Below are 19882 nucleotides of genomic sequence, written 5' to 3'. Positions count from 1 at the left end.
CAAAAAATCCGCGTTCCTCCCTTTTTCCCAGATTTGAGGAATGGGGTGCCGGACACCCCACCGCTCAGGCTGCGGCGCGGGCCCGGAGCTTCGCGAACAGCTCCGGCGGCATGGCGGCGTCGCCCAGCTTGTGGTCGGGGGAGACGGCCTCGCCGTGGAAGTCGCTGCCGGAGGTGGGCACCAGGTCCAGCTCCTTCGCCAGCCCGAGGTACTTCTGCCGCACGCTGGGGTTGTGGTCCGAGTGGAGCACTTCCAGCCCGGCCAGCCCGGCCTTCGCCAGCGCGCGAATCTCCTGCCGCTCCATGCGCGAGGAGCCCGGGTGCGCCAGCGTGGCGGTGCCGCCAGCCTTGCGGATGAGGCGGATGGCCTCCGTGCCCTCCAGCTTGTACCGGTCCACCCAGGCCGCGCCCCGCGTGCCCAGGAAGCGGTCGAAGGCCGCCTTCACGTCCACCGCCCAGCCCTTCTCCACCAGCACCCGCGCCAGGTGGGGCCGGCCCAGCTGCGCGTTGCCCGCCACCGCGCGCACGTGCTCCATGTGCACGGGGTAGCCGAGCTGACGCATCCGCTCCAGCATCGCCTCCATGCGCGTGTCGCGCTCGTGCCGCAGCCGCTCGGAGAAGCGGGCGATGTCCTCATCGTCCGGCCGCAGGAAGTGCCCGAGGATGTGCACCTCGCGTCCGAGGATGAAGGCGGACAGCTCGATGCCCGGCACCAGTTCCACGCCGTGCGCGCGCGCGGCCTCCGCGGCCTCCGCCAGCCCCGCGACCGTGTCGTGGTCCGTCACCGCCAGCACCGTCACCCCGGCCGCCGCCGCCCGCGCGAGCAGCTCGGACGGCGGGTACTGGCCGTCGCTGGCGGTGGTGTGCGAATGCAAATCAATCAAGGCGGGGCTCCCCGGGTGGTGGTGCACGTCTCCCCTACGTGAAGCGTGCGCTCTTGCACACCAACTTAAGACGTGGGGCCTTCCGCCGCAGCGATGTTCGCTACCGCGCGGCGCGTCGAAGCCGGCCTCCCGGGGCCGAAGGCCGGGGCCTAGAGTGGCGGCCCCATGGGCAAGAAGAACGACACGACCATCGAGAACCGGGTGTACCTCTTCGAATCGCTGGCCAGCAGCTACGTCTCCGCCGCGTCCGAGGAGCTGGGCTCCGACGACCCCGCGGTGCGTGAGCGCGCGCGGCGGGCCCTGGCGGAGCTGGCCTATGTGTCCTGCGTGGTTTCCGACACGGCGCACCTGTCCGCCGGGCAGGTGAGGGACCGGGTGCTGGGCCTGCCGGAGCCGGAAGCCGCGCCGGCCAGGGCCGCGGAGGCCGCCACCGCCGGCACCGGCAAGAAGCGCGGCAAGTAGCAGAGGGAGCACCCGGCGCTCCCCATGGAGGGCGTGGGGTGCTATGTCGCCGCGCCATGGCCAAGACCTCCTCGAACCCGAAGAAGTCCCTTCGCGCCGCGTACTCCGGGGCGCGCAAGGCGGATCCCCGCCCCATCACCGGCAAGGAGAAGCCCGCGGAGCTGCTCGCGCACGCCTTCAGCGCCTACGTGGGCCGCCAGGAGCGCACGGCCTTCGAGCTGATGTCCCAGTCGATGGAGCAGGACGCCTCTGTCTTCCTCACGCTCTCCGGCGCCATGACGCCCGCGGGTCTGCACCAGAGCTGCCTGATTCCCCTCATCGAGAAGGGCGTCATCTCCGCCATCACGACGACGGGCGCCAACCTCTACCACGACGCCCACCGCATCATCGGCCACGCCATCCGCGAGGTGAACCCGAACGCGGGCGACCTCCAGTACCGGCTGGCGCGCATCATCCGCATCTACGACCTGGGCTTCTGGGAGGAGGCGCTGCTCGACACGGACCGGCTCTTCTCCGCCATCATCCGCGGACCCGAGTTCCAGAAGAAGATGACCACGCCCGAGTTCCACTACCTGCTCGGCAAGGCCATCTACCAGATTGAGAAGAAGCTCGGCGTGAAGCAGCCGTCGCTGCTCGCCACGGCCTACAAGCACGCGGTGCCCATCTGGGTGGGCGCGGTGCAGGACGGCTCCATCTTCCTCAACGTCGTGAAGCTCAAGCGGCTGCTCGGTGACGCGTTCAAGTTCGAGCTCGACATCAACGACGACGTCTACTCCATGGCGGCCATGCAGCACTTCTGCCGGCACAACGGCAGCAAGCGGCTGGCCATCTGGATTCTCGGCGGCGGCGTGCCGAAGAACTACACGCTGCAGGGCGAGCCGCTGCTGGACCAGATCCTCAACGTCCCCACGTCGGGCTTCGACATCGACCTGCAGTTCTGCGTGGACCCGGTGGACAACGGCGCGCTGTCCAGCTGCCCCGCCGGCGAGGGCCACACCTGGGGCAAGGTGTCGGTGGAGGCGGTGGAGACCGGCTCCGTCTACGTGCACACCGACGTGACGGCGGTGTTCCCCTGGCTGACACACGCGCTGCTCAGCGAGCCGAAGAACAAGCGCAAGCCGATGCGGCTGATGGACCGGATGACGGACGCCGTGAAGTTCCTCGACTCGGACGTGCAGAAGCGCCGCAAGTCGCTGATGAAGACGCTGGACTGGAGCGTCGAGGACGCGGAGCCCTCCACCAAGAAGGACGCGAAGAAGCACGACGCCTTCGTCCGCTGAACCCCGGAATCACCCTTCAGGAGCGCCGACATGAGCCAGCCGCAGACTCCCGCCACGGGCGTGGTGATGACCCTGGTCAGCCAGCCCCAGTTCAAGACGCAGCTCACCCACGGCCCGTCCGGCACGGTGGCCGTCACCGAGGCGCCGCGCGACAACGGCGGCACCGGCGGCAGCTTCTCGCCCACGGACATGGTGGGCGCGGCGCTGCTGTCCTGCGCGGTGACGACGATGCACCTGGTCGCCTCTCGCGAGGGCATCTCCCTGGGCGAGGTGCGCGGCCGCGTGGAGAAGCGGATGACCCCGCCGCCGCGCCGCATTGGAGAGCTGGTGCTGGAGCTCCAGATGCCGGCGGGCCTCACCGCCGAGCAGCGCAAGCGCATGGAGGAGACGGCCCACGGCTGCCCCGTGGCCCGCAGCCTCCACCCGGACGTGAAGCTGCCGCTGACGTTCAGCTACCCGGACTGACGCCCGCCCGCCTGCCCTCCAGGCGAGCCCCCTGGCCACCACTGCCGGGGGGCCCGCCCATGGCCACCCTCCCGGGCTGCGGAAGCACGCAACCGGAGGCATGGCATGGACGCGAAGCGGCTGGGCATCTACCTCAATGACCACCTGGCGGGCTCGGTGGGGGGCATCGAGCTGGCCGTCCGCACGGAGACGGAGAACCGCGGCAACCCGGTGGGCCGCTACCTGGCGGTGTTCATCCCCGAGCTGCGGCATGAACAGTCCGTCCTCGAGTCCGTCATCCAGACAATGGAGCTGAAGGAGGACCCCCTCAAGAAGCGCGGGGCGTGGCTCACCGAGAAGCTCGCGCGGCTCAAGCTCAACGGCTCCTGGGTGCGCTACTCCCCGCTGAGCCGGCTGGTGGAGCTGGAGGGGCTGTGTCTGGCCACGGAAGGGCGGCTGTCCCTGTGGCGCACGCTGGCGCGGCTGTCCGCGAAGGACACGCGCCTGGCCGGCTACGACTTCGAGTCGCTCATCGCCCGCGGCGAGTCGCAGCAGCAGGCCCTCCAACACCTGCGCGCCCGCGCCGCCGACGTGGCCTTCGCCGACGAGCCCGTGCCCTTCGGCACCATCGAGCCGGTCATCGCCAACCTCTGAAGACGCACGAAGCCCCCTGGCGCGAAGGTGGCGCGGCAGGGGGCTTCCGGGGACTGCTTCAGGGGCTCAGGACTTCAGCGCCTTCACGTGCCCGACGGGGGCAGCGTGTTGCGCTGGCCCGGGGTGGTGCCGGGCTGGGGCACCAGGCGGAGCTGGTTGGCGCTGCTGGCGAAGCTCGCGTCCACCTCGCGCTCCAGGTACGTGTAGCCGGACAGGCCGTCCTCGTACATGCGCAGCAGGCTGCGGGACTCGTCCAGGGTGATGCGGCCGTTGCGCAGCGCCAGCTCGGTGAACTTGCGCAGCTTCGCGACGAGGTCGTCCTTGGTGTAGCTGACGTAGTTGAGGACCTCCGTCACCGTGTCGCCCGCCACCACGTTGTCGATGAGGTAGCCCCCGTTGGGCCCCAGCGACACCTGCACGGCGTGCGTGTCGCCGAAGAGGTTGTGCAAATCGCCCAGAATCTCCTGGTACGCGCCCACCAGGAAGATGCCCAGGTAGTAGTCGTCGTCGTTGAGCGCGTGCAGCTCCAGCGCGTCCTTCACCTCGCGCTTGTCGATGAAGTGCTCGATCTTCCCGTCCGAGTCGCAGGTGATGTCCGCGAGCGTCGCCCGGCGCGTCGGCTTCTCCGCCAGCCGGTGGATGGGCATCATCGGGAAGAGCTGGTCGATGGCCCACGAGTCCGGCAGCGACTGGAACACGGAGAAGTTGCAGAAGTAGGTGTCGCTGAGCGCCTTCTCCAGCGAGTCCAGCTCCTCGGGAATCTCGCCGTCCTCCTTCGCGATGCGCATGATCTTGTGGCAGGTGGCCCAGTAGATGTTCTCGGCCGCCACGCGCTGCTCGAGCGTCAGGTGGCCCAGGGAGAAGAGGGTGAGGCTCTCCTCCTTGGCGTCCTGCGCGTCGTGCCAGGCCTCCAGGAGGTTCTTGTTGGTGACCTCCCTGAAGGTGGACATGAGGTTGCGCACCACCGACGGGGCCTTCTCGTCCACCTTGTCCGGGACCTGGGCCGGGTCGAACTCGCTGGTGCCCAGCACGTCCACCACCAGCACCGCGTGGTGGGCGACGACGGCGCGGCCCGACTCGGACACGAGGGTGGGGTGCGGCACGCCGGCCCTGTCACACGCCTCCATGACGCCGAACACCACGTCGTTGGCGTACTCCTCCGTGGTGTAGTTCATGGAGGAGGCGAAGTTCGTCTGCGAGCCGTCGTAGTCCACGCCCAGACCGCCGCCCACGTCCAGGTACTTCAGCGGCGCGCCCTGGCGGGCCACCTCCACGTAGAAGCAGCCCACCTCGCGCAGCGCGTTCTTCACGTTGCGGATGTTGGAAATCTGGCTGCCCAGGTGGAAGTGCAGCAGCTCGAAGGAGGCGAGCATGCCCGTCTCCTTCATGAAGCCGATGCAGTTCATCAGCTCCGAGGAGGACAGGCCGAACTTGGAGCGGTCTCCGCCGCTGGCCTCCCACTTGCCGGCACCGCGCGTGGACAGCTTCACGCGCATGCCCAGCCGCGGGGCGATGCCCGTGCGGCGCGCGACTTCCGCGATGAGGGGCAGCTCGCTGGGCTTCTCCACCACGAGGATGACGTTGCGGCCCAGGCGCGAGTAGAAGAGCGCCGTCTCGATGTACTCCTCGTCCTTGTAGCCGTTGCAGATGACGAGCGCGTCCTCGTTGTCGAGCAGCGCCATCACCGCGAGCAGCTCCGGCTTGCTACCGGCCTCCAGGCCGTAGTTGTAGCCCTTGCCCGCCTCGATGATGGTCTCCACCACGTAGCGGTGCTGGTTCACCTTGATGGGGTACACGCCCCGGTAGCCGCCCTTGAAGCCCTGGTCGTTGATGGCCTTCTTGAACGCCTCGTTGAGGTGCACCACGCGGTGGCGCAGCACGTCCGTGAAGCGCAGGAGCAGCGGCAGCCCGATGCCCCGGCGGCGCACCTCGTCCACCAGCTCCTTGAGGTCCATGTTGGGCGCCTGCGGCCCGTCCGGGTGGACGCACACGTGGCCCTTTTCGTTGATGCCGAAGTAGGGGTTGCCCCAGTTGCGGATTCCGTAGAGCTCGTGGGCGTCGGCAAGGGTCCAGCGGTGCGGAGGGGCGTTTGCGGGCATCGGCGTCTCGAGGCTCCCTGGGAAAAAGGGGGTGACTCCCGTGAACAACGGAAGGGCGCGGGAACTATAGGAAAGCACCACCGCAATCAACAGCCGCCTGCCGGTGGGGCAGGCGGGCGGGCTCCGACAGGTCTCTACCCCTGTAGTCCCACGGGCCAGCGTTCCTTTCAATTCCTACCCTTTGCCAGGGTGTCCGGGAGGACGCGTGGATAGAAGGGGAGGGTACATGGAGTCGTCCGCACGCAGGGAAGAGGCGGTGCTGACCCCGAGGGAGATCTTCGACAGGCTGGATCACTTCGTCATCGGGCAGGAGGCCGCCAAGCGGGCGGTGGCCATCGCCGCCCACAATCACCTCAAGCGCGTGCAGGCACGGCGGCTGCGCAGGACGTCGCTCATCAAGAAATCGAACATCCTGCTGATTGGCCCCACCGGCAGCGGCAAGACGCACATCGCCCGGAACCTGGCCGAGATTCTCCATGTCCCGTTCACCACCGTGGACGCCACCGAGTACACGGAGGCGGGTTATTACGGGAAGGACGTGGAGGTGATGATTTCGGACCTCCTGTTCAAGGCGAACCATTCGGTGGAGGACACCCAGCGGGGCATCATCTTCGTCGACGAGGTGGACAAGATTGCCCGCCGCTCGCAGGGCGCACGCAACGGCGCGGGCAGCCGCGACATCGGCGGCGAGGGTGTGCAGCAGGCGCTCCTGAAGCTGCTCGAGGGCCGCGAGGTGTACGTGCCCCTCAACGTCACCCAGGCGTGGAACAAGAGCGACTTCGTCCAGGTGGACACGCGCGACATCCTCTTCATCTGCGCGGGCACGTTCAGCGACTTGCACGACTACGGCGACGAGGGCGGCCGGGCGCTGGGCTTCGGGGCGGAGGAGGCGGCGAAGCGCTCCCAGAAGCGCATCAGCACCAAGCAGCTCGTGGACTTCGGGATGATGGCCGAGTTCCTCGGACGCCTGCCGGTGGTGGTGCAACTGGAGAAGCTGGGAGAGCCGGAGCTCATCCGCGTGCTGACCGAGCCCCCCGACTCCATCATCCGCGAGTTCCGCGAGCTTCTGGCCATGGACGACATCGAGCTGGACTTCGCCGAGGGCGGGCTGCGCGAGGTGGTGCGCTACTCGGTGGACCGGGGCCTGGGGGCGCGCGGGCTGCGCTCCATCCTGGAGTTCGTCATGGCGGACGTCATGTTCGAGGCGCCCGAGCACCGGCGCCGCCGCGTGGAGGTGGACGCGGACTTCGTGCGCCAGCGGCTGGTGGGCCTGGACTCCGCGCAGATTGGCGTGTGAGTCAGTCCCCGCGCTCCGAGGCCCGGACGGCCGCTCGCAGTCGGGCGGCCACGTCCGGGTCCTGGATGAGCTGGAGGACCAGGTCATTGCGCAGGAGGGCGGCGGTGTCGCCCCGGGCGAGCGCCTGCTTCAGCTTCTCGTCCTGGAGCAGGCGCTGGAAGCGCGCGTCCTTGCGCAGCGCCTTGTAGGCCGGGTCCTCCTGGAGACGGCCCGCCATTTCCGGGTCCGTGGACACCTTCGCCACGCGCACCAGGTTGCCCACCTGGGAGAACTGCGTCATCTCGAACAGGTTGAAGCGGCGCGCGGCCTGGAGGGACAGCGACTCCTGCGTGGCGACGCCGAAGCGCCGGCCGGCCACCACCACGTGCTGCTCGAAGAAGGTGATGGCGCTGAGCGCCACCCAGGCGATGAGGGCCATCTTCGCGCCGCCGAGGACGAAGCCGAGGAAGCGGTCCACGCCGCGCTCCTCGTTGTGCCGGCCGGTGCTGAGGAAGCGCATCAGCAGCGCGCCCAGCGCATAACGCACGGACAGCCACACGAACACGTAGACGAGCACCGAGCCCAGGATGATGCCGAGGAACAGCGGGCTGCCGAGTGAGGCCGCGAGCTTGGGGCCGACCAGGGGGCCCAGCCGGCTGGAGGCGAAGTAGCCCGCCGCCAGCCCCACGAGGTTCGCCACCTGCCGCGAGGCGCCGGTGATGGCGCCGATGATGGCGAAGAAGAGCACCAGGCCGAGGATGATGAGGTCGATGACCATGGCGCCCTCCGGGGGCCTTCAGCGGATCTTGAACGACGAGTCGCCCTTGCTCCTCGCCTCGTCCTGGAGCTGCTTCGACACCTCGGCCAGACGCTCCTTGTAGCGGGCGTTGGAGGGCTCGTAGGTGAGGGCCATCTTGAGGTTGCGCTCGGCGGCGGACAGGTTGCCGCCGTCGCTGTCCTTCTGGGCCTGCGCGTAGAACTGGCGCCCCTTGGGGTGGGTGCCGATCTGCTCCTCCTGCTCCTTCTTGACGGCGGCCTTGCTCTCCGACTCGGAGGCTTCGGTGAAGCGAAGCTTCTGGGCGCGCTCGGGGCCCGTCACGTCGGCGAGGTACTTCTTGCGCTTGAGGTCGTCGCGCAGGACGTAATAGGCCTCGGTGACGCGCTTGTAGAGCTCGTGGACGCGCTCCTTCAGCTCCTTCTCCTCGACGTGGAAGAAGCGGTCGGGGTGGTAGGTGCGGCTCTCGCGGTAGAAGGCCTTCTTGATGTCCGCCGGGACGGCGGTCCGCTCGATGAGGAGCACCTCGAAGTAGTCCATCTGGTCCAGCTTCGCGCAGCGCGCCGCCAGGTCCGCGAGCTGCTGGGCGTCCAGGCCCGACCCCTTCGCGGCGGCGGGAGGGGGCGGCGGCGCCATGGCGGCGGCGGGAGGCGGAGGCGGCACCCGCTGCGCCACGGACGGGACGGCCGGGGCGATGGGCGGCACCACGGGCGCCATCGACGGAACGGCGGGCACGCGCGCGGCCGCGCCCACGGGCGGGATGCCGGGGACGGTGGGGGCCACGGAGGGCACGGGAGGAATGGCCGTCACGCGCGCGGCGGCGGTGGGCACGGCCGGGGCCACGGGAGGCACCGGGCCGCCCGCGACGGGCGGAGGCCGGGGCGCGGAGCCCGCGGTCACCAGGGCGGGAAGGGAGACGGTGGGGCGTGCTCCCGGACGCGGCTGGGGCGGAGTGGCCGGGGCCGCGGGCGACGCCACCTGTCCCACGGCGAGCGTGGGCGGGGGACGCGGCGGTGTGCCCGCGGCCACGACGGGCGCGCGCACGGCGGCGCCAGCGCCCGGGGCCGGCGGAGCGGCGGGGACGGCGCCCGTGGGCGGACGCGGCGCGGTTGCCGGTGCGACGGAGGGCACGGCGCCCGAGGGAGGACGCTGCGCGGCGGTCGGAGCCACGGGCCCGGTTGCCGGTGCGACGGAGGGCACGGTGCCCGAGGGAGAACGCTGCGCGGCAACGGGCGGCACGCCAGGCACCGGACGCGGCGCGGCGGTGGCCACCGACGGGGGCGGAGGCGGCGGCATGCCAGCCGCGGCGGCCGGCGCACCCGGAGTCGCCCGAGGCGCCTGGCCCTGGGGACTGGCCGCCGCGGGGCCCGCTGCGCCACCCATGGCGGGCGTGATGGACGGCAGCGCCGCGGGAGTCCCGCGAGGCGCGGGGCCCGCTGCGCCACTCATGGCGGGCGTGATGGACGGCAGCGCCGCCGGAGTCCCGCGAGGCGCGGAGCCCGAAGCCCCACCCACGGCGGGCGTGATGGACGGCAGTGGCGAGGAAGCGCCGCGAGGCGCGGGCTGCGCCGTCTGCGAGGGCACCGCCCCCGGATTCGTCACGGCGCGCGCCGCCGGGGTGCCCTGTCCCGGAGCCACGGCGGGAGCCGTGGGACGCGCGGCGCCCGGGGCGATCACGGTGGGGAGGCCGGTGACGGTCGCCCGCTGCGGAGCCGCGGGAGCCGCGCCCGTCGCGGGAGCCCCCACGGTGGGGATGCCGGGGACGGTAGGCCGCTGAGACGCCGCGGGCGCGGCGGGAGCCCCCACGGCGGGAGTGCCAGCCACGGTGGGGCGCTGAGACGCCGCGGGCGCCCCCACGGCGGGGATGCCGGGGACGGTGGCCCGCTGCGGAGGCACGGGCGCCGTCACGACGGGACGCGCTCCGGGCGCCGTCGCACCGGGAGCCCTCGGGGGCGGCTGCGCGGCGGGCACCGCGCCCGGGGCCGGCGGTGGACGCGGAGGCGCACCCGCGACGGGAGCGGAAGGGACCGCGGGGACGGTGGCGGTCACCCGGGGGACGGCGGGGCGAGCAGGAGCCGCCGGCGTCCCGGGCGGGGCTCCCGGCGGCTTGCCGGTGCTGGGGTCAGAAGGCTGGGACATCTTCGGCGTCCAGGGGCCCGCTAGTGGGCCACGGCGGGCAGGTCGTTGCTGTTGTGTCCCGCCAGCCGCGTGTCACGGTTCGACTGGATGGACTTCTGGATGTCTGCTTCGGTCATGCCGGACGACAGGGTGATGGTCGTCGACGTCTTCTGTCCCGTCTCCGTGTCGCACGCGGACACGTTCACCAGTCCGTCCGTGTTGATCTCGAACGTGACCTCAATCTTCACCTCGCCCCGGTACCCGATGCGGAAGCCGGAGAACTCGAACTCACCCAGCATCTCGCACTCGTCGGCGCGGTTGGACTCGCCCTGGTACACGCGAATCTTCACCTTCTCCTGGCCGTCGCGGCTGGTGGTGAAGGTCTTCGAGCGGTCGATGGGCACCGGCGTGTTCTTGTCGATGATCTTCTCGGTGTACCCGCCCACCGTGCCGATGCGCAGCGTCAGCGGCGTGACGTCCACCAGGAACGTCTCCGTCTTGCTGTCCAGCAGCGCGTGCGACTGGAGCGCCGCGCCCATGGCGACGACCTGGTCCGGGTTGATGCCCTCCAGCGGGCCCTTCTGGAAGTAGTGCTTCACCGAGTTGCGGATGATGGGCAGCCGCGTGGGCCCGCCCACCAGGATGACCGCGTCGATGTCCGCCGCCGTCAGCCGCGCGCTCTGCAGCGCCTCGTCGCAGACCTTGAACGTCCGCTGCACCAGGTCCATCACCATCCGGTTGAACTGGTCCTGGTTGAGCGTGCCGCGCAGGTCCATGATGTTGCCCTGCGCGTCCTGGCAGATGCCCTGGCACAGGATGTCCGCCGAGCCGGTCTGCCCCACGTCGATCTTCGCCTTCTCCGCGGCCTCCTTCAGCATCTGCAGGCAGTACTTGTTCTGCCGCACGTCCAGCCGCGTCTTCGCCAGGAAGTCGTCCGCCAGCCACGTCATGATGCGGTCGTCGAAGTCGTCGCCGCCCAGGTACGTGTCTCCCGCGGTGGCCAGCACCTCGAAGACGTCCTTGCCAATCTCCAGGATGGACACGTCGAACGTGCCGCCGCCCAGGTCGTAGACGACGATGCGCTGGTTGACGTCCCGGCCGAAGCCGTAGGCCAGCGCCGCCGCGGTGGGCTCGTTGAGGATGCGCAGCACCTCCAGCCCGGCGATGCGGCCCGCGTCCTTGGTGGCCTGCCGCTGGTTGTCGTTGAAGTACGCCGGCACCGTGACGACGGCCTTCGTCACCTCGCGCCCGAGGTACGTCTCCGCCACCGCCTTCATCTCCTTGAGGACGAGCGCGCTGATCTCCGGCAGCGAGTACGTCCGCGCCCCCACGGCGATGCGCACCGAGTTGTTCTCGCCCTCGACGATGCGGTACGGCATCACCGCCTGCGCCTTCTTCACCTCGTCGGAGAAGTAGTACCGGCCGATGAGCCGCTTGGCGGAATAGACGGTCTGCTCGGGGTTGGTGATGATGTTCTTCTTGGCCGCGTTGCCCACCAGCACCGAGCCGTCCTCGAGGAAGGACACGCAGGAGGCATGCGTCGTCTCTCCCCACTCGTTGGGGATGACCACGGGCTGACCGTCCTGGACCACCGACACGCATGAATACGACGTGCCCAGGTCGATGCCGATTGCGATGTCGTCCGCCATTCCGTCTCCGGTGAAGACCCACCACGCAAGGTCTGTCGGTGAAGCGCAGGGAGGTTAGGGCTCTCTCCTCGGCGTGTCAACGTTTCAAGTCCAGCAAAGTCCAGCCATTTCAAGCACTTAGCGAGGGGGCGAGGGGACGTGCCTGCTGGCTTGAGGGGGGAGGTTGGCGTCATTATCTATCCCTGGGAAGGGGGTCTTCATCCATGTCCGTCGTCCTCGCCGCCCTGACGTCCGACCCGAACCTGCTTCGGTGCGAGCTCCACCGGCTGTCCAGCCAGGTACTCCTCCAGGGTGAGCCGCGTTCCAATGCAGTGGGGGTGGGCGCCTACGCCCAGGACGAGGTGTTGCTGCGGCGCTTCGCGAGCGACGGCGAACTCTCGCTGGACTCGCTCGCCCCTCCGCACGAGTCCGAGGCGCTGCTGTTCCATGGCGGCAGGCTGCCGGTGGGGCTCTCGCTGGAGGACAACACGCAGCCGTTCCGGGCGCGCCGCTGGCTGTTCGCACACCAGGGCGCCATCAACGGCTTCGCGCAGCTGCGCGCGACGCTGATGGACTCGCTGCCCGAGCACCTCCAGCGGCAGGTGCGGGGCGCCACGGACAGCGAGCTGCTCTTCGCGCTGTTCCTGCGGCACCTGCGCGACGTGGGCCGCACGGATGACCCGAGGCTGGAGGCCTCCCTCGCCGGGCACCTCCTGGCGGACACCGCGCGCGAGGTGGCGAAGGCCGGTGTGGATGCGGGCATCACCCGCACCTCCACGCTCAACCTGGTGGCCACCAACGGCTCGCTCCTGGTGGCGTGCCGCTTCGGCGAGGAGCCGCTCTTCTATACGCGGCTGGAGGGCTCCGCCGAGTGCGAGCTGTGCGGCGTGACACCCGGCACCCCGGAGACGCAGCCCGCGGTGGGCGCGCACCGGCGCCGCCGCACGGTGGTGGTGGCCAGCCACGTGAAGCGCACCGCGGGTTGGGTGGAGCTGGTCCAGGGCACCACGCTCGCGGTGGGGCCGGACCTGCAGGTGAAGCACCTGACCGGGGTGTGACGGGCGGGGCGCTCTCGCTCCCTCTTCAATCCCGCAAACCCAGCGCTTCCCGGATGAATCCGGTGAGGCCGGGTTTTGACGCCCAAAATTTCCGGTTCTAATCCGAGCTCCCCAGGAATGGAAGCGAGCATCAGTGGGTGCGGTCTGCACCACTTTACATACTCGACATTTTGTTGCCTGATTTATCGAAACTTTCCACTCGGGATGATTTTTGCCGGCCCCTCTCCCCCAATTTCCAGACTTCGAGGCCCCACTCACGGTGGAGGTCCAGCTGAAGTCGGACGCGGCGGTGGCGGCGGCGCTGGGGCGGCGCTTCGCGCGGCAGGTGGGGCTGACGGCCCCGGCCAGCGCGGAGGTGGCGGTGGTGGTGAGTGAGCTGGCCACCAACCTGGTGCGTCACGCCGGCGCGGGCGGCACGGTGGAGCTGTGGTGCGAGGCCGGGTGGCTCTTCATCCGCTCGAGAGATCGCGGCCCCGGCATGACGGACCCCGCGCGGCTCTTCATGGGCCGGGGTGAGGGCCGTCCCGGCCCGCTGCCGGGAGAGAGCCTGGGCGAGGGCGGCGCGGCGGTGATGCGGCTGACGGATGGCGTCCACGTGTCCAACCGCGAGGGCGGAGGGCTCGAGGTGGTGGCCCGCAAGCGGGTGATTCTGGAGAACAGGAGGCACCGGTGAGCCGGGGCTCGATGTGCACGGAGCTGTTGCGGGTGCTGCAGCAGTTCATGTCGGAGACGGCGGCGCGGCTGGTGCTGCGCGGGACGCTGGAGCCGCTGCGGCTGTCGCTGGAGTCCGTGGGCTCGGCGGAGCTGCCCCGCGTCATCGAGGCGCTGGAGCCGGCGACCCGCCACTTCGTGGACCCCGCGCGCCGGCCGCAGCTGGCCGCACTGCTGCGGACGCTGGCCACACCCGCCACCTCCCCGGTGGCGGCGCCGTCCCCCGCGTCGAAGCCGGCCCCCACCCCGCCGCAGGGCACTCCCATGGTGGCGCCCGCCGCCGCCGCTCCGGAGGTCCGCGCCACCACCTATCTGGTGCGCACGGAGTCGGACGCCAGCCACGCGCGGCTCGCGGCGCGGATGATGTGCGAGACGCTGGGTGGGCGCGGCTACGAGTGCCAGAAGGTGGCCACGGCGGTGAGTGAGCTGGCGCGCAACCAGATTGCATATGCCGGAGGAGGCACCATCCAGCTCGCCCCGGAGCAGACGCCGCGGCGCCTGTTGCGCGTGCGCGCGGAGGACCAGGGGCGCGGCATTCCGGACCTGGAGCGCGTGCTGTCCGGCACCTACCGCAGCAAGACGGGCATGGGCCTGGGGCTTCTGGGCGTGAAGCGGCTGGCGGACCGGTTCGACGTGCGCACCGGCCCCTCGGGCACGCAGGTGGACTTCGAGGTGTGGTTGTGAGGTTGGCCGTCTCCCACCACTCGCGCCCCAAGCCGGGCGAGGTGCGGAACGGTGACATGGCGCTGGTTCGTACCCAGGGCGGGCACACGCTGCTGGCGGTGGTCGACGCGCTGGGGCACGGCCCCGTGGCCGCGGCGGTGGCGGCCGACGCGGCCCGCTGCCTGGAGCAGCAGCCGCTGGACTCCGGCGTGGAGCCGCTGCTGGACGCGGTGCACGCGGCCCTGCGGCACAGCCGGGGCGCGGCCATCATGCTCGGCCTGTTCGACGGCAAGACGCTCCAGTGCGGCGGCGTGGGCAACGTCGAGTTGCGCACGCGGGGCACCCGGGTGCCCGTGGTCCCCACGCCCGGCATCCTCGGTCAGTCCATGCGCTCGCTGCGCACCGCCTCCGCGGCGCTGTCGCCCGGAGACCGGCTGGTCCTCTTCAGCGACGGCCTGAGCTTCCGGCTGGACCTGGAGTACGCACGGAAGCTTCCCCCCAACGAGGCGTGTCTGCTCCTGATGGAGCGCTACGCCCGACCTTCGGACGATGCCACCGTGATGGTGGTGGACGTGGAGAACTCATGAGCCAGCCCGACTTCCCCGGGGCCTCCCGCCCCGACCGCGAGACTTCCCGCATCCCCATCATCCCCCTCTGGGGCAACCTCATCGTCCCGCTGCAGGGGGACATCACCGACGCGCAGGCCGCGCAGCTGTGCTCGGACGTGCTGCGCGACATCCAGCGCATCGGCGCGCGCGGCATGGTGGTGGACATCTCCGGGCTCTGGCTGGTGGACAGCCACCTGTGCGCGGTGCTCGCGAGGCTGGCGGCCTCGGCGCGGCTGATGGGGACCCGCACCGTGCTGTGCGGCATGGGCGCGGACGTGGCGCTCACCCTGCAGAGCATGGGCATCCAGCTCGAGGGCGTGGAGACGGCGCTGGGCTTGGAGGAGGGGCTGGTGCTGCTCGGTGTCCAGGTGGTGGGCGGGCGCACCACCTCCGCCGAGCGCGAGGCCGCCCTTGCCCTGGCCGACGAGATGCTCGGCCTGTCGCCGTCCCCCCTTCCCAAGCCCACCGCCTGAGGACCCCCACACCCCATGAGCGCCCTCCCCAAGCAGGACCTCCTCTCCATCAGCCCCGAGCGCATCGGCCGCATCATCGACGTGCTGTCGATGATTTCCGTGGGTGAGTTCTCCGTCGAGCGGACCACCATCCCCATCCACGAGCAGGACGAGTTTGCCGCGCTGGAGGAGACGCTCAACGTCTTCGTGCGCGAGCTGGACACCACGCGCCGCGAGCACGAGGAGGCGCTGACGCGCCTGGCGACGAGCCACCGGGAGATGGAGGAGAAGCTCGCCACCATCGAACGGCAGCGCGAGGCCATCCGCGACTTGTCCACGCCCATCATCGAGCTGTGGGAGGACATCCTCACGCTGCCCATCGTCGGCGTGGTGGACACGCAGCGCTCGGTGGAGATGACCGAGCGGCTCCTGCACCGCATCGTCCAGGGGAAGGCCCGCTGCGTCATCATCGACATCACCGGCGTGGAGGTGGTGGACACGATGACGGCCAACCACTTCATCAAGATGGTCAACGCCGCGCGGCTCTTGGGTGCGTACTGCGTGGTGACGGGCATCAGCCCGCTCATCGCCCAGACGCTGGTCCAGATTGGCGTGGACCTCAGTGCGGTGAAGACGCTCAGCAGCCTGAAGGAAGGCCTGCGCGAGTGCTTCCTCCACCTGCGCAAGAACAACAGCGGGACGCCGACGCAGCAGCGCTGAACCACCCCAGGAATCCGCGACAAGGAGCAGTGCGATGGGAGCAGTCTGGACGTTGGGCCCGCACAAGATGTGGTTCGAGGAGCCGGACACGGTGCGGCTCGTCACCGTCGGCGTCTACGACATGAAGCTGTTGGAGGAGTCGAACGCGCTGGTGCGTGAGCTGAAGAAGAACCACCCCACGCTCTATCTCATCTCGGACTCGCGCCAGGGCACCGGCATGTCCGCGGACGTGCGCAAGGTCCTGGGGGAGAATCCGGACCTGATGCCCTACGCGGCCACGGTGATGTTCGGCTCCAGCTTCGCCATGCGGACCATGGTCAACATGATGATCCGCGCGGGAGAGTTGATGGGGAAGAAGGGGAACACCCCCTTCGCCATGGTGGCCACCGAGGAGGACGCGAAGGCCTGGGTCGCCGCGCAGCGCGAGGCCGCGAAGGCGAAGGCGTCCTGAAGCGTCGTCTGCGGGACTTCCCGTAGTACCGGCGGGTGATTGTATGGGACCCGGGATGCACACCCCGGGTCGGAGCAGATGCGACCGGGCGTGATGGCCTATGCTGCCCGGCATGATCATCGCCATCCCCCGTGAAACGGTGCCGGGCGAGAAGCGGATCGCGCTCGTGGCGGAGAGCGTGAAACGCCTCGTCGGCAGGAAGCACGAAGTGGTGATTGAGAGCGGCGCGGGCCAGGGCGCGGAGTGCTCCGACGAGGAGCTGCGCGCCGCCGGAGCACGCCTCGAGCCGAGCGCCGCCGCCGTCTATGCCGCCGCGGACGTGCTGCTCAAGGTCCAGCCTCCAGGGCCGGAGGAAGTGCCGCTCTTGAAGCCCGGCTCGGTGCTGGTGAGCCTGGCGTACCCCATGTCCAACCCGAAGCTGGCGCGCGCCATCGCCCAGCGGCAGGTGACGCTGCTGGCCATGGACATGGTGCCGCGCACGACGCTGGCGCAGATGATGGACGTGCTCAGCTCGCAGGCGACGATTGCCGGCTACCGCGCGGTGCTGCTCGCGGCGGAGGCGATGCCGAAGCTGTTCCCCATGCTGATGACGGCCGCCGGGACGATTCCACCGGCCAAGGTGCTGGTGCTGGGCGCGGGCGTGGCCGGCCTGCAGGCCATCGCCACGGCGCGCCGCCTGGGCGCGGTGGTGGAGGCGTACGACGTCCGCAAGGTGGTGAAGGAGCAGGTGGAGAGCCTGGGCGCCCGCTTCGTCAACATCGACATCGAGGACGCGGCGGGCTCCGGCGGGTACGCGAAGGAATTGAGCGAGGAGGCCAAGAAGAAGCAGGCCGAGGCGCTCGCGGTGCACGTGGCGAAGTCCGACGCCGTCATCACCACGGCGCTCGTGCCCGGCCGGCGCGCGCCGGTGCTCCTGCCCGCGGACATGGTGCGGCGCATGAAGAGCGGCTCGGTGGTGGTGGACATCGCGGCGGAGCAGGGCGGCAACTGCGAGCTGACCCGGCCCGGCGAGCGCTACCGCACGGAGAACGGCGTCACCGTCATCGGCGAGAAGAACCTGCCCAGCCAGCTCTCGGTGCACGCCAGCGCCATGTTCTCGCGCAACCTGGAGAAGCTGCTCGCGCACGTCACGGACAAGGACGGCGCGCTGAAGCTGGATGTCGCGGACGAAATCGTGAAGGGGATGCTCATCACCCGCGGCGGGGACATCGTCCATCCGGCCGTGGCGGACGTGGCGTTGAAGGAGGTTGCCTGACATGTCACTGACGCTCATCTTCGGCCTGTACGTGTTCTTCCTGGCCGCCTTCACGGGCTACCAGGTCATCTCCAAGGTGCCGCACCTCTTGCACACGCCGCTGATGGCCTTCACCAACGCCATCTCCGGCATCTCCCTGGTGGGCTCGCTGCTGGCGGCGGGCGGGCACTACGGGACGGTGTCCACGGTGCTGGGCGCGGTGGCGGTGCTCGCGGCCACCATCAACGTGGTGGGCGGCTTCCTCATCACCGACCGCATGCTGCGCATGTTCAAGAAGAAGGGAGGCGCGCGATGACGCTCTCGCTGACGGAGACGTTCGTCCAGTTGCTGTACCTCGCCGCCTCCATCCTCTTCGTGCTGGGCCTGAAAGATTTGGGCGACGCGCAGACGGCACGCCGGGGCGTGCTGCTGGCGGAGGTGGGCATGGTGGCCGCCGTCGTCGGCACGTTGCTGTACGGCGTGGCGGTGTCCGGCGTCATCATCCGGTGGGAGTGGATCATCCTCGCCATCGTCATCGGCTCGGCGGTGGGCACGGGCATGGGCCTGTGGATTCCGATGACGAAGATGCCCGAGCGCATCGCCCTGTCGCACGCCTTCGGCGGCCTCGCGGTGGGCCTCGTCGGCGTCGTCGAGTACCTGGAGCATGGCGGCCCGCACATGACCACGCTCCAGGTCACCGCCACTGGCTTGGAAGTCGCGCTCGGCGCACTCACCTTCACCGGCAGCCTCATGGCCTTCGGCAAGCTGCAGGGCTTCATCACCGGCAGGCCCGTCACCTATCCGGGGCAGAACGCGTCCAACGTGCTGATGATTGCCGGCACGCTGGGGCTGATTGGCCTGCTCGTGTTCATGCCGGAGGCGGCCTGGGCCTTCTACGCCGTGGCGGCGCTGGGCGTGCTGCTGGGCGTGTTGCTGGTGCTGCCCATCGGCGGCGCGGACATGCCGGTGGTCATCTGCCTCCTCAACTCGTACGCGGGCCTCGCGGCGGCGGCCACGGGCTTCGCACTGGGCAACAACGTCCTCATCATCTGCGGCGCGCTGGACGGCTTCTCCGGCTTCCTGCTGGGCATGATGATGTCCAAGGCGATGAACCGCTCGTTCGCCAACGTGCTGTTCGGCGCGTTCGGCGCGGCGCCGGAGGCGAAGGCGGTGACGGCGGGAGCGACGCCCTCCGGGCCCGCGCCCAACGTGGGCTCGGTGGAGGAGGCGGCCGAGGTGCTCCGTGCCGCGCGCTCCGTCATCGTGGTGCCCGGCTACGGCATGGCCGTGTCCCAGGCGCAGCACGCGGTGCGAGACCTGGCCAACGCGCTCCAGGCCAACGGCTGCGACGTGCGCTACGCCATCCACCCGGTGGCCGGCCGCATGCCCGGCCACATGAACGTGCTGCTCGCCGAGGCGAACGTCCCGTACGACCACCTCTTCGACCTGGACGTCATCAACGACGACTTCTCCGCCACCGACGTCGCGCTGGTGGTGGGGGCGAACGACGTCGTCAACCCCGCCGCGCGCAACGACCAGAGCAGCCCCATCTACGGCATGCCGATTCTCTCGGCGGACCTGGCGAAGACGTGCCTGGTGCTGAAGCGCTCGCTCAATGCCGGCTTCGCGGGCATCGAAAACGCGTTGTTCGTCCGCTCGAATACGATGATGGTGCTCGGTGACGCGAAGAAGACGCTCACCCAGTTCACCGCCGCGTTGAAGGAGTAGGCCGGACGATGATTCGCGAAGCGGTTGCGGCGGATGCCCCGTTGCTGGCCCGCCTGCTCCGGGAGGCCTTCGAGGAGTACCGGGGGCGGTTGGACCCGCCCTCCAGCGCGCACGACAAGACGGAAGAGGTCGTGCTGCGCGAGTTGAAGGACGGAGGCGCCCTCATCTCCGAGTCACCCTCGGGCGCGGAGGGCTGCGTCTTCTTCCACGTCAAGCCGGACCATGTGTACCTGGACCGGCTGGCCGTGCTCCCGCCCTACCGGGGCCGGGGCGTGGCCCGCGCGCTGATGGAGGCGGTGGAGGCGCGGGCCCGGGCGCTCGGGTCCACTCCCGTGCGCCTCAACGTGCGGTTGGCACTCAAGGACCACCAGGACTGGTACGCGCGCCAGGGCTACGCGTTCCTCAGCTACGGCACCCACGCGGGCTACTCCGCGCCGACCTTCGTCGTGCTCCAGAAGTCGCTCTGAGCCTCCCGGCGTGGGCGCCGTGGCGGGCCCGCCATCCGTGCCTGCCAGCCAGGTGCCGCTGGAGGCCTGACGCGGCCACTGTGCGCGAGCGCCGCACAGCGGGGTGGACGGGCCGGGCTGGGAACGGACATTTCCGCCAGGTGTCCGATTAGAGTGGGCCTGCCGTTCACC

The 19882-nt window shown here is 70.0% G+C and carries 21 protein-coding genes; 16 read left to right on the top strand and 5 right to left on the bottom strand.

Annotation, left to right across the window (positions count from 1 at the left end; genetic code table 11):
- Positions 1-64: 64 nt before the first annotated feature.
- A complete protein-coding gene (locus tag OV427_RS04980; RefSeq protein ID WP_267854963.1) occupies positions 65-883 on the bottom strand; it encodes a PHP domain-containing protein in 819 nt (272 codons plus the stop codon).
- A gap of 165 nt (positions 884-1048) precedes the next feature.
- On the opposite strand from OV427_RS04980, the gene OV427_RS04975 reads away from it, so the two are divergent.
- The 4 genes from OV427_RS04975 (at position 1049) to OV427_RS04960 (ending at position 3723) form a co-directional block, all read left to right on the top strand.
- Entirely contained in the window at positions 1049-1345 is a 297-nt protein-coding gene (locus OV427_RS04975; protein ID WP_267854962.1) for a hypothetical protein, read from the top strand.
- Between the two features lie 56 nt (positions 1346-1401).
- Positions 1402-2625 carry a deoxyhypusine synthase family protein gene (locus OV427_RS04970; protein ID WP_267854961.1) on the top strand — a complete coding sequence of 408 codons (1224 nt, stop codon included), beginning with the start codon at positions 1402-1404 and terminating at the stop codon, positions 2623-2625.
- A gap of 30 nt (positions 2626-2655) precedes the next feature.
- Positions 2656-3090: an OsmC family protein gene (locus OV427_RS04965; RefSeq protein WP_163997005.1), complete on the top strand. Its 435-nt coding sequence runs from the start codon at positions 2656-2658 to the stop codon at positions 3088-3090.
- 105 nt (positions 3091-3195) lie between these two features.
- Positions 3196-3723: a hypothetical protein gene (locus tag OV427_RS04960; protein WP_267854960.1), complete on the top strand. Its 528-nt coding sequence runs from the start codon at positions 3196-3198 to the stop codon at positions 3721-3723.
- 83 nt (positions 3724-3806) lie between these two features.
- On the opposite strand, the gene speA is transcribed toward OV427_RS04960, so the two are convergent.
- A complete protein-coding gene (speA, locus tag OV427_RS04955; RefSeq protein ID WP_267854959.1) occupies positions 3807-5822 on the bottom strand; it encodes a biosynthetic arginine decarboxylase in 2016 nt (671 codons plus the stop codon).
- A 226-nt stretch (positions 5823-6048) separates the two neighbouring features.
- Here speA and clpX point away from each other — a divergent pair, with 226 nt between their 5' ends.
- Complete coding sequence (clpX, locus tag OV427_RS04950; protein ID WP_267854958.1) at positions 6049-7119, top strand: ATP-dependent Clp protease ATP-binding subunit ClpX; 1071 nt, start codon at positions 6049-6051, stop codon at positions 7117-7119.
- 1 nt (position 7120) lies between these two features.
- Here the strand turns inward: clpX and OV427_RS04945 are convergent, their stop codons facing one another.
- Genes OV427_RS04945 through dnaK form a run of 3 tightly spaced genes read right to left on the bottom strand, consistent with a single transcriptional unit; the run spans position 7121 to position 11640 of the window.
- Positions 7121-7876: a CvpA family protein gene (locus OV427_RS04945; protein ID WP_267854957.1), complete on the bottom strand. Its 756-nt coding sequence runs from the start codon at positions 7874-7876 to the stop codon at positions 7121-7123.
- 18 nt (positions 7877-7894) lie between these two features.
- Entirely contained in the window at positions 7895-10012 is a 2118-nt protein-coding gene (locus OV427_RS04940; protein WP_267854956.1) for a J domain-containing protein, read from the bottom strand.
- Positions 10013-10032: 20 nt separating this feature from the next.
- Positions 10033-11640, bottom strand: a complete 1608-nt coding sequence (dnaK, locus tag OV427_RS04935; protein WP_267854955.1) for a molecular chaperone DnaK — start codon at positions 11638-11640, stop codon at positions 10033-10035.
- Between the two features lie 203 nt (positions 11641-11843).
- On the opposite strand from dnaK, the gene OV427_RS04930 reads away from it, so the two are divergent.
- From OV427_RS04930 to OV427_RS04880, 11 genes are all read left to right on the top strand, one after another.
- Entirely contained in the window at positions 11844-12677 is an 834-nt protein-coding gene (locus OV427_RS04930; RefSeq protein WP_267854954.1) for a class II glutamine amidotransferase, read from the top strand.
- Between the two features lie 259 nt (positions 12678-12936).
- The gene (locus tag OV427_RS04925; RefSeq protein WP_267854953.1) at positions 12937-13350 is read left to right on the top strand and encodes an ATP-binding protein; all 414 of its coding nucleotides are present in this window, start codon (positions 12937-12939) and stop codon (positions 13348-13350) included.
- A complete protein-coding gene (locus tag OV427_RS04920; RefSeq protein ID WP_267854952.1) occupies positions 13347-14072 on the top strand; it encodes an ATP-binding protein in 726 nt (241 codons plus the stop codon). The genes OV427_RS04925 and OV427_RS04920 overlap by 4 nt, the downstream gene beginning before the upstream one ends.
- 56 nt (positions 14073-14128) lie before the next feature.
- On the top strand, positions 14129-14638 hold the full coding sequence (locus OV427_RS04915; RefSeq protein ID WP_267854951.1) for a SpoIIE family protein phosphatase: 510 nt from the start codon (positions 14129-14131) through the stop codon (positions 14636-14638).
- Positions 14635-15132, top strand: a complete 498-nt coding sequence (locus OV427_RS04910; RefSeq protein WP_267854950.1) for an STAS domain-containing protein — start codon at positions 14635-14637, stop codon at positions 15130-15132. The genes OV427_RS04915 and OV427_RS04910 overlap by 4 nt, the downstream gene beginning before the upstream one ends.
- A 15-nt stretch (positions 15133-15147) precedes the next feature.
- Positions 15148-15831, top strand: coding sequence for an STAS domain-containing protein (locus OV427_RS04905; protein ID WP_267854949.1), 684 nt, complete (start codon positions 15148-15150; stop codon positions 15829-15831).
- 34 nt (positions 15832-15865) lie between these two features.
- On the top strand, positions 15866-16282 hold the full coding sequence (locus tag OV427_RS04900; RefSeq protein ID WP_267854948.1) for an STAS/SEC14 domain-containing protein: 417 nt from the start codon (positions 15866-15868) through the stop codon (positions 16280-16282).
- A gap of 100 nt (positions 16283-16382) precedes the next feature.
- Entirely contained in the window at positions 16383-17537 is a 1155-nt protein-coding gene (locus OV427_RS04895) for a Re/Si-specific NAD(P)(+) transhydrogenase subunit alpha (protein WP_267854947.1), read from the top strand.
- Position 17538: 1 nt separating this feature from the next.
- Positions 17539-17832 carry an NAD(P) transhydrogenase subunit alpha gene (locus OV427_RS04890; protein ID WP_046713014.1) on the top strand — a complete coding sequence of 98 codons (294 nt, stop codon included), beginning with the start codon at positions 17539-17541 and terminating at the stop codon, positions 17830-17832.
- Positions 17829-19244 carry an NAD(P)(+) transhydrogenase (Re/Si-specific) subunit beta gene (locus OV427_RS04885; protein ID WP_267854946.1) on the top strand — a complete coding sequence of 472 codons (1416 nt, stop codon included), beginning with the start codon at positions 17829-17831 and terminating at the stop codon, positions 19242-19244. The genes OV427_RS04890 and OV427_RS04885 overlap by 4 nt, the downstream gene beginning before the upstream one ends.
- 8 nt (positions 19245-19252) lie before the next feature.
- A complete protein-coding gene (locus tag OV427_RS04880) occupies positions 19253-19711 on the top strand; it encodes a GNAT family N-acetyltransferase (RefSeq protein WP_267854945.1) in 459 nt (152 codons plus the stop codon).
- Positions 19712-19882: the final 171 nt, after the last annotated feature.

It is taken from the genome of Pyxidicoccus sp. MSG2 (assembly GCF_026626705.1).
Classification (GTDB): domain Bacteria; phylum Myxococcota; class Myxococcia; order Myxococcales; family Myxococcaceae; genus Myxococcus.
The sequence above is the reverse complement of the archived record's forward strand: the minus strand, read 5'-3'. Positions and strand labels throughout refer to the sequence as shown.

What these genes read in the sequence shown, in the direction of transcription:
- OV427_RS04975 (WP_267854962.1), top strand. Translation starts at nt 1,049, where the DNA reads ATGGGCAAGAAGAACGACACGACCATCGAGAACCGGGTGTACCTCTTC.
- OV427_RS04970 (WP_267854961.1), top strand. Translation starts at nt 1,402, where the DNA reads ATGGCCAAGACCTCCTCGAACCCGAAGAAGTCCCTTCGCGCCGCGTAC.
- OV427_RS04965 (WP_163997005.1), top strand. Translation starts at nt 2,656, where the DNA reads ATGAGCCAGCCGCAGACTCCCGCCACGGGCGTGGTGATGACCCTGGTC.
- OV427_RS04960 (WP_267854960.1), top strand. Translation starts at nt 3,196, where the DNA reads ATGGACGCGAAGCGGCTGGGCATCTACCTCAATGACCACCTGGCGGGC.
- speA (WP_267854959.1), bottom strand. Translation starts at nt 5,822, where the DNA reads ATGCCCGCAAACGCCCCTCCGCACCGCTGGACCCTTGCCGACGCCCAC.
- clpX (WP_267854958.1), top strand. Translation starts at nt 6,049, where the DNA reads ATGGAGTCGTCCGCACGCAGGGAAGAGGCGGTGCTGACCCCGAGGGAG.
- OV427_RS04945 (WP_267854957.1), bottom strand. Translation starts at nt 7,876, where the DNA reads ATGGTCATCGACCTCATCATCCTCGGCCTGGTGCTCTTCTTCGCCATC.
- OV427_RS04940 (WP_267854956.1), bottom strand. Translation starts at nt 10,012, where the DNA reads ATGTCCCAGCCTTCTGACCCCAGCACCGGCAAGCCGCCGGGAGCCCCG.
- dnaK (WP_267854955.1), bottom strand. Translation starts at nt 11,640, where the DNA reads ATGGCGGACGACATCGCAATCGGCATCGACCTGGGCACGTCGTATTCA.
- OV427_RS04930 (WP_267854954.1), top strand. Translation starts at nt 11,844, where the DNA reads ATGTCCGTCGTCCTCGCCGCCCTGACGTCCGACCCGAACCTGCTTCGG.
- OV427_RS04915 (WP_267854951.1), top strand. Translation starts at nt 14,129, where the DNA reads ATGGCGCTGGTTCGTACCCAGGGCGGGCACACGCTGCTGGCGGTGGTC.
- OV427_RS04910 (WP_267854950.1), top strand. Translation starts at nt 14,635, where the DNA reads ATGAGCCAGCCCGACTTCCCCGGGGCCTCCCGCCCCGACCGCGAGACT.
- OV427_RS04905 (WP_267854949.1), top strand. Translation starts at nt 15,148, where the DNA reads ATGAGCGCCCTCCCCAAGCAGGACCTCCTCTCCATCAGCCCCGAGCGC.
- OV427_RS04900 (WP_267854948.1), top strand. Translation starts at nt 15,866, where the DNA reads ATGGGAGCAGTCTGGACGTTGGGCCCGCACAAGATGTGGTTCGAGGAG.
- OV427_RS04895 (WP_267854947.1), top strand. Translation starts at nt 16,383, where the DNA reads ATGCTGCCCGGCATGATCATCGCCATCCCCCGTGAAACGGTGCCGGGC.
- OV427_RS04890 (WP_046713014.1), top strand. Translation starts at nt 17,539, where the DNA reads ATGTCACTGACGCTCATCTTCGGCCTGTACGTGTTCTTCCTGGCCGCC.
- OV427_RS04885 (WP_267854946.1), top strand. Translation starts at nt 17,829, where the DNA reads ATGACGCTCTCGCTGACGGAGACGTTCGTCCAGTTGCTGTACCTCGCC.
- OV427_RS04880 (WP_267854945.1), top strand. Translation starts at nt 19,253, where the DNA reads ATGATTCGCGAAGCGGTTGCGGCGGATGCCCCGTTGCTGGCCCGCCTG.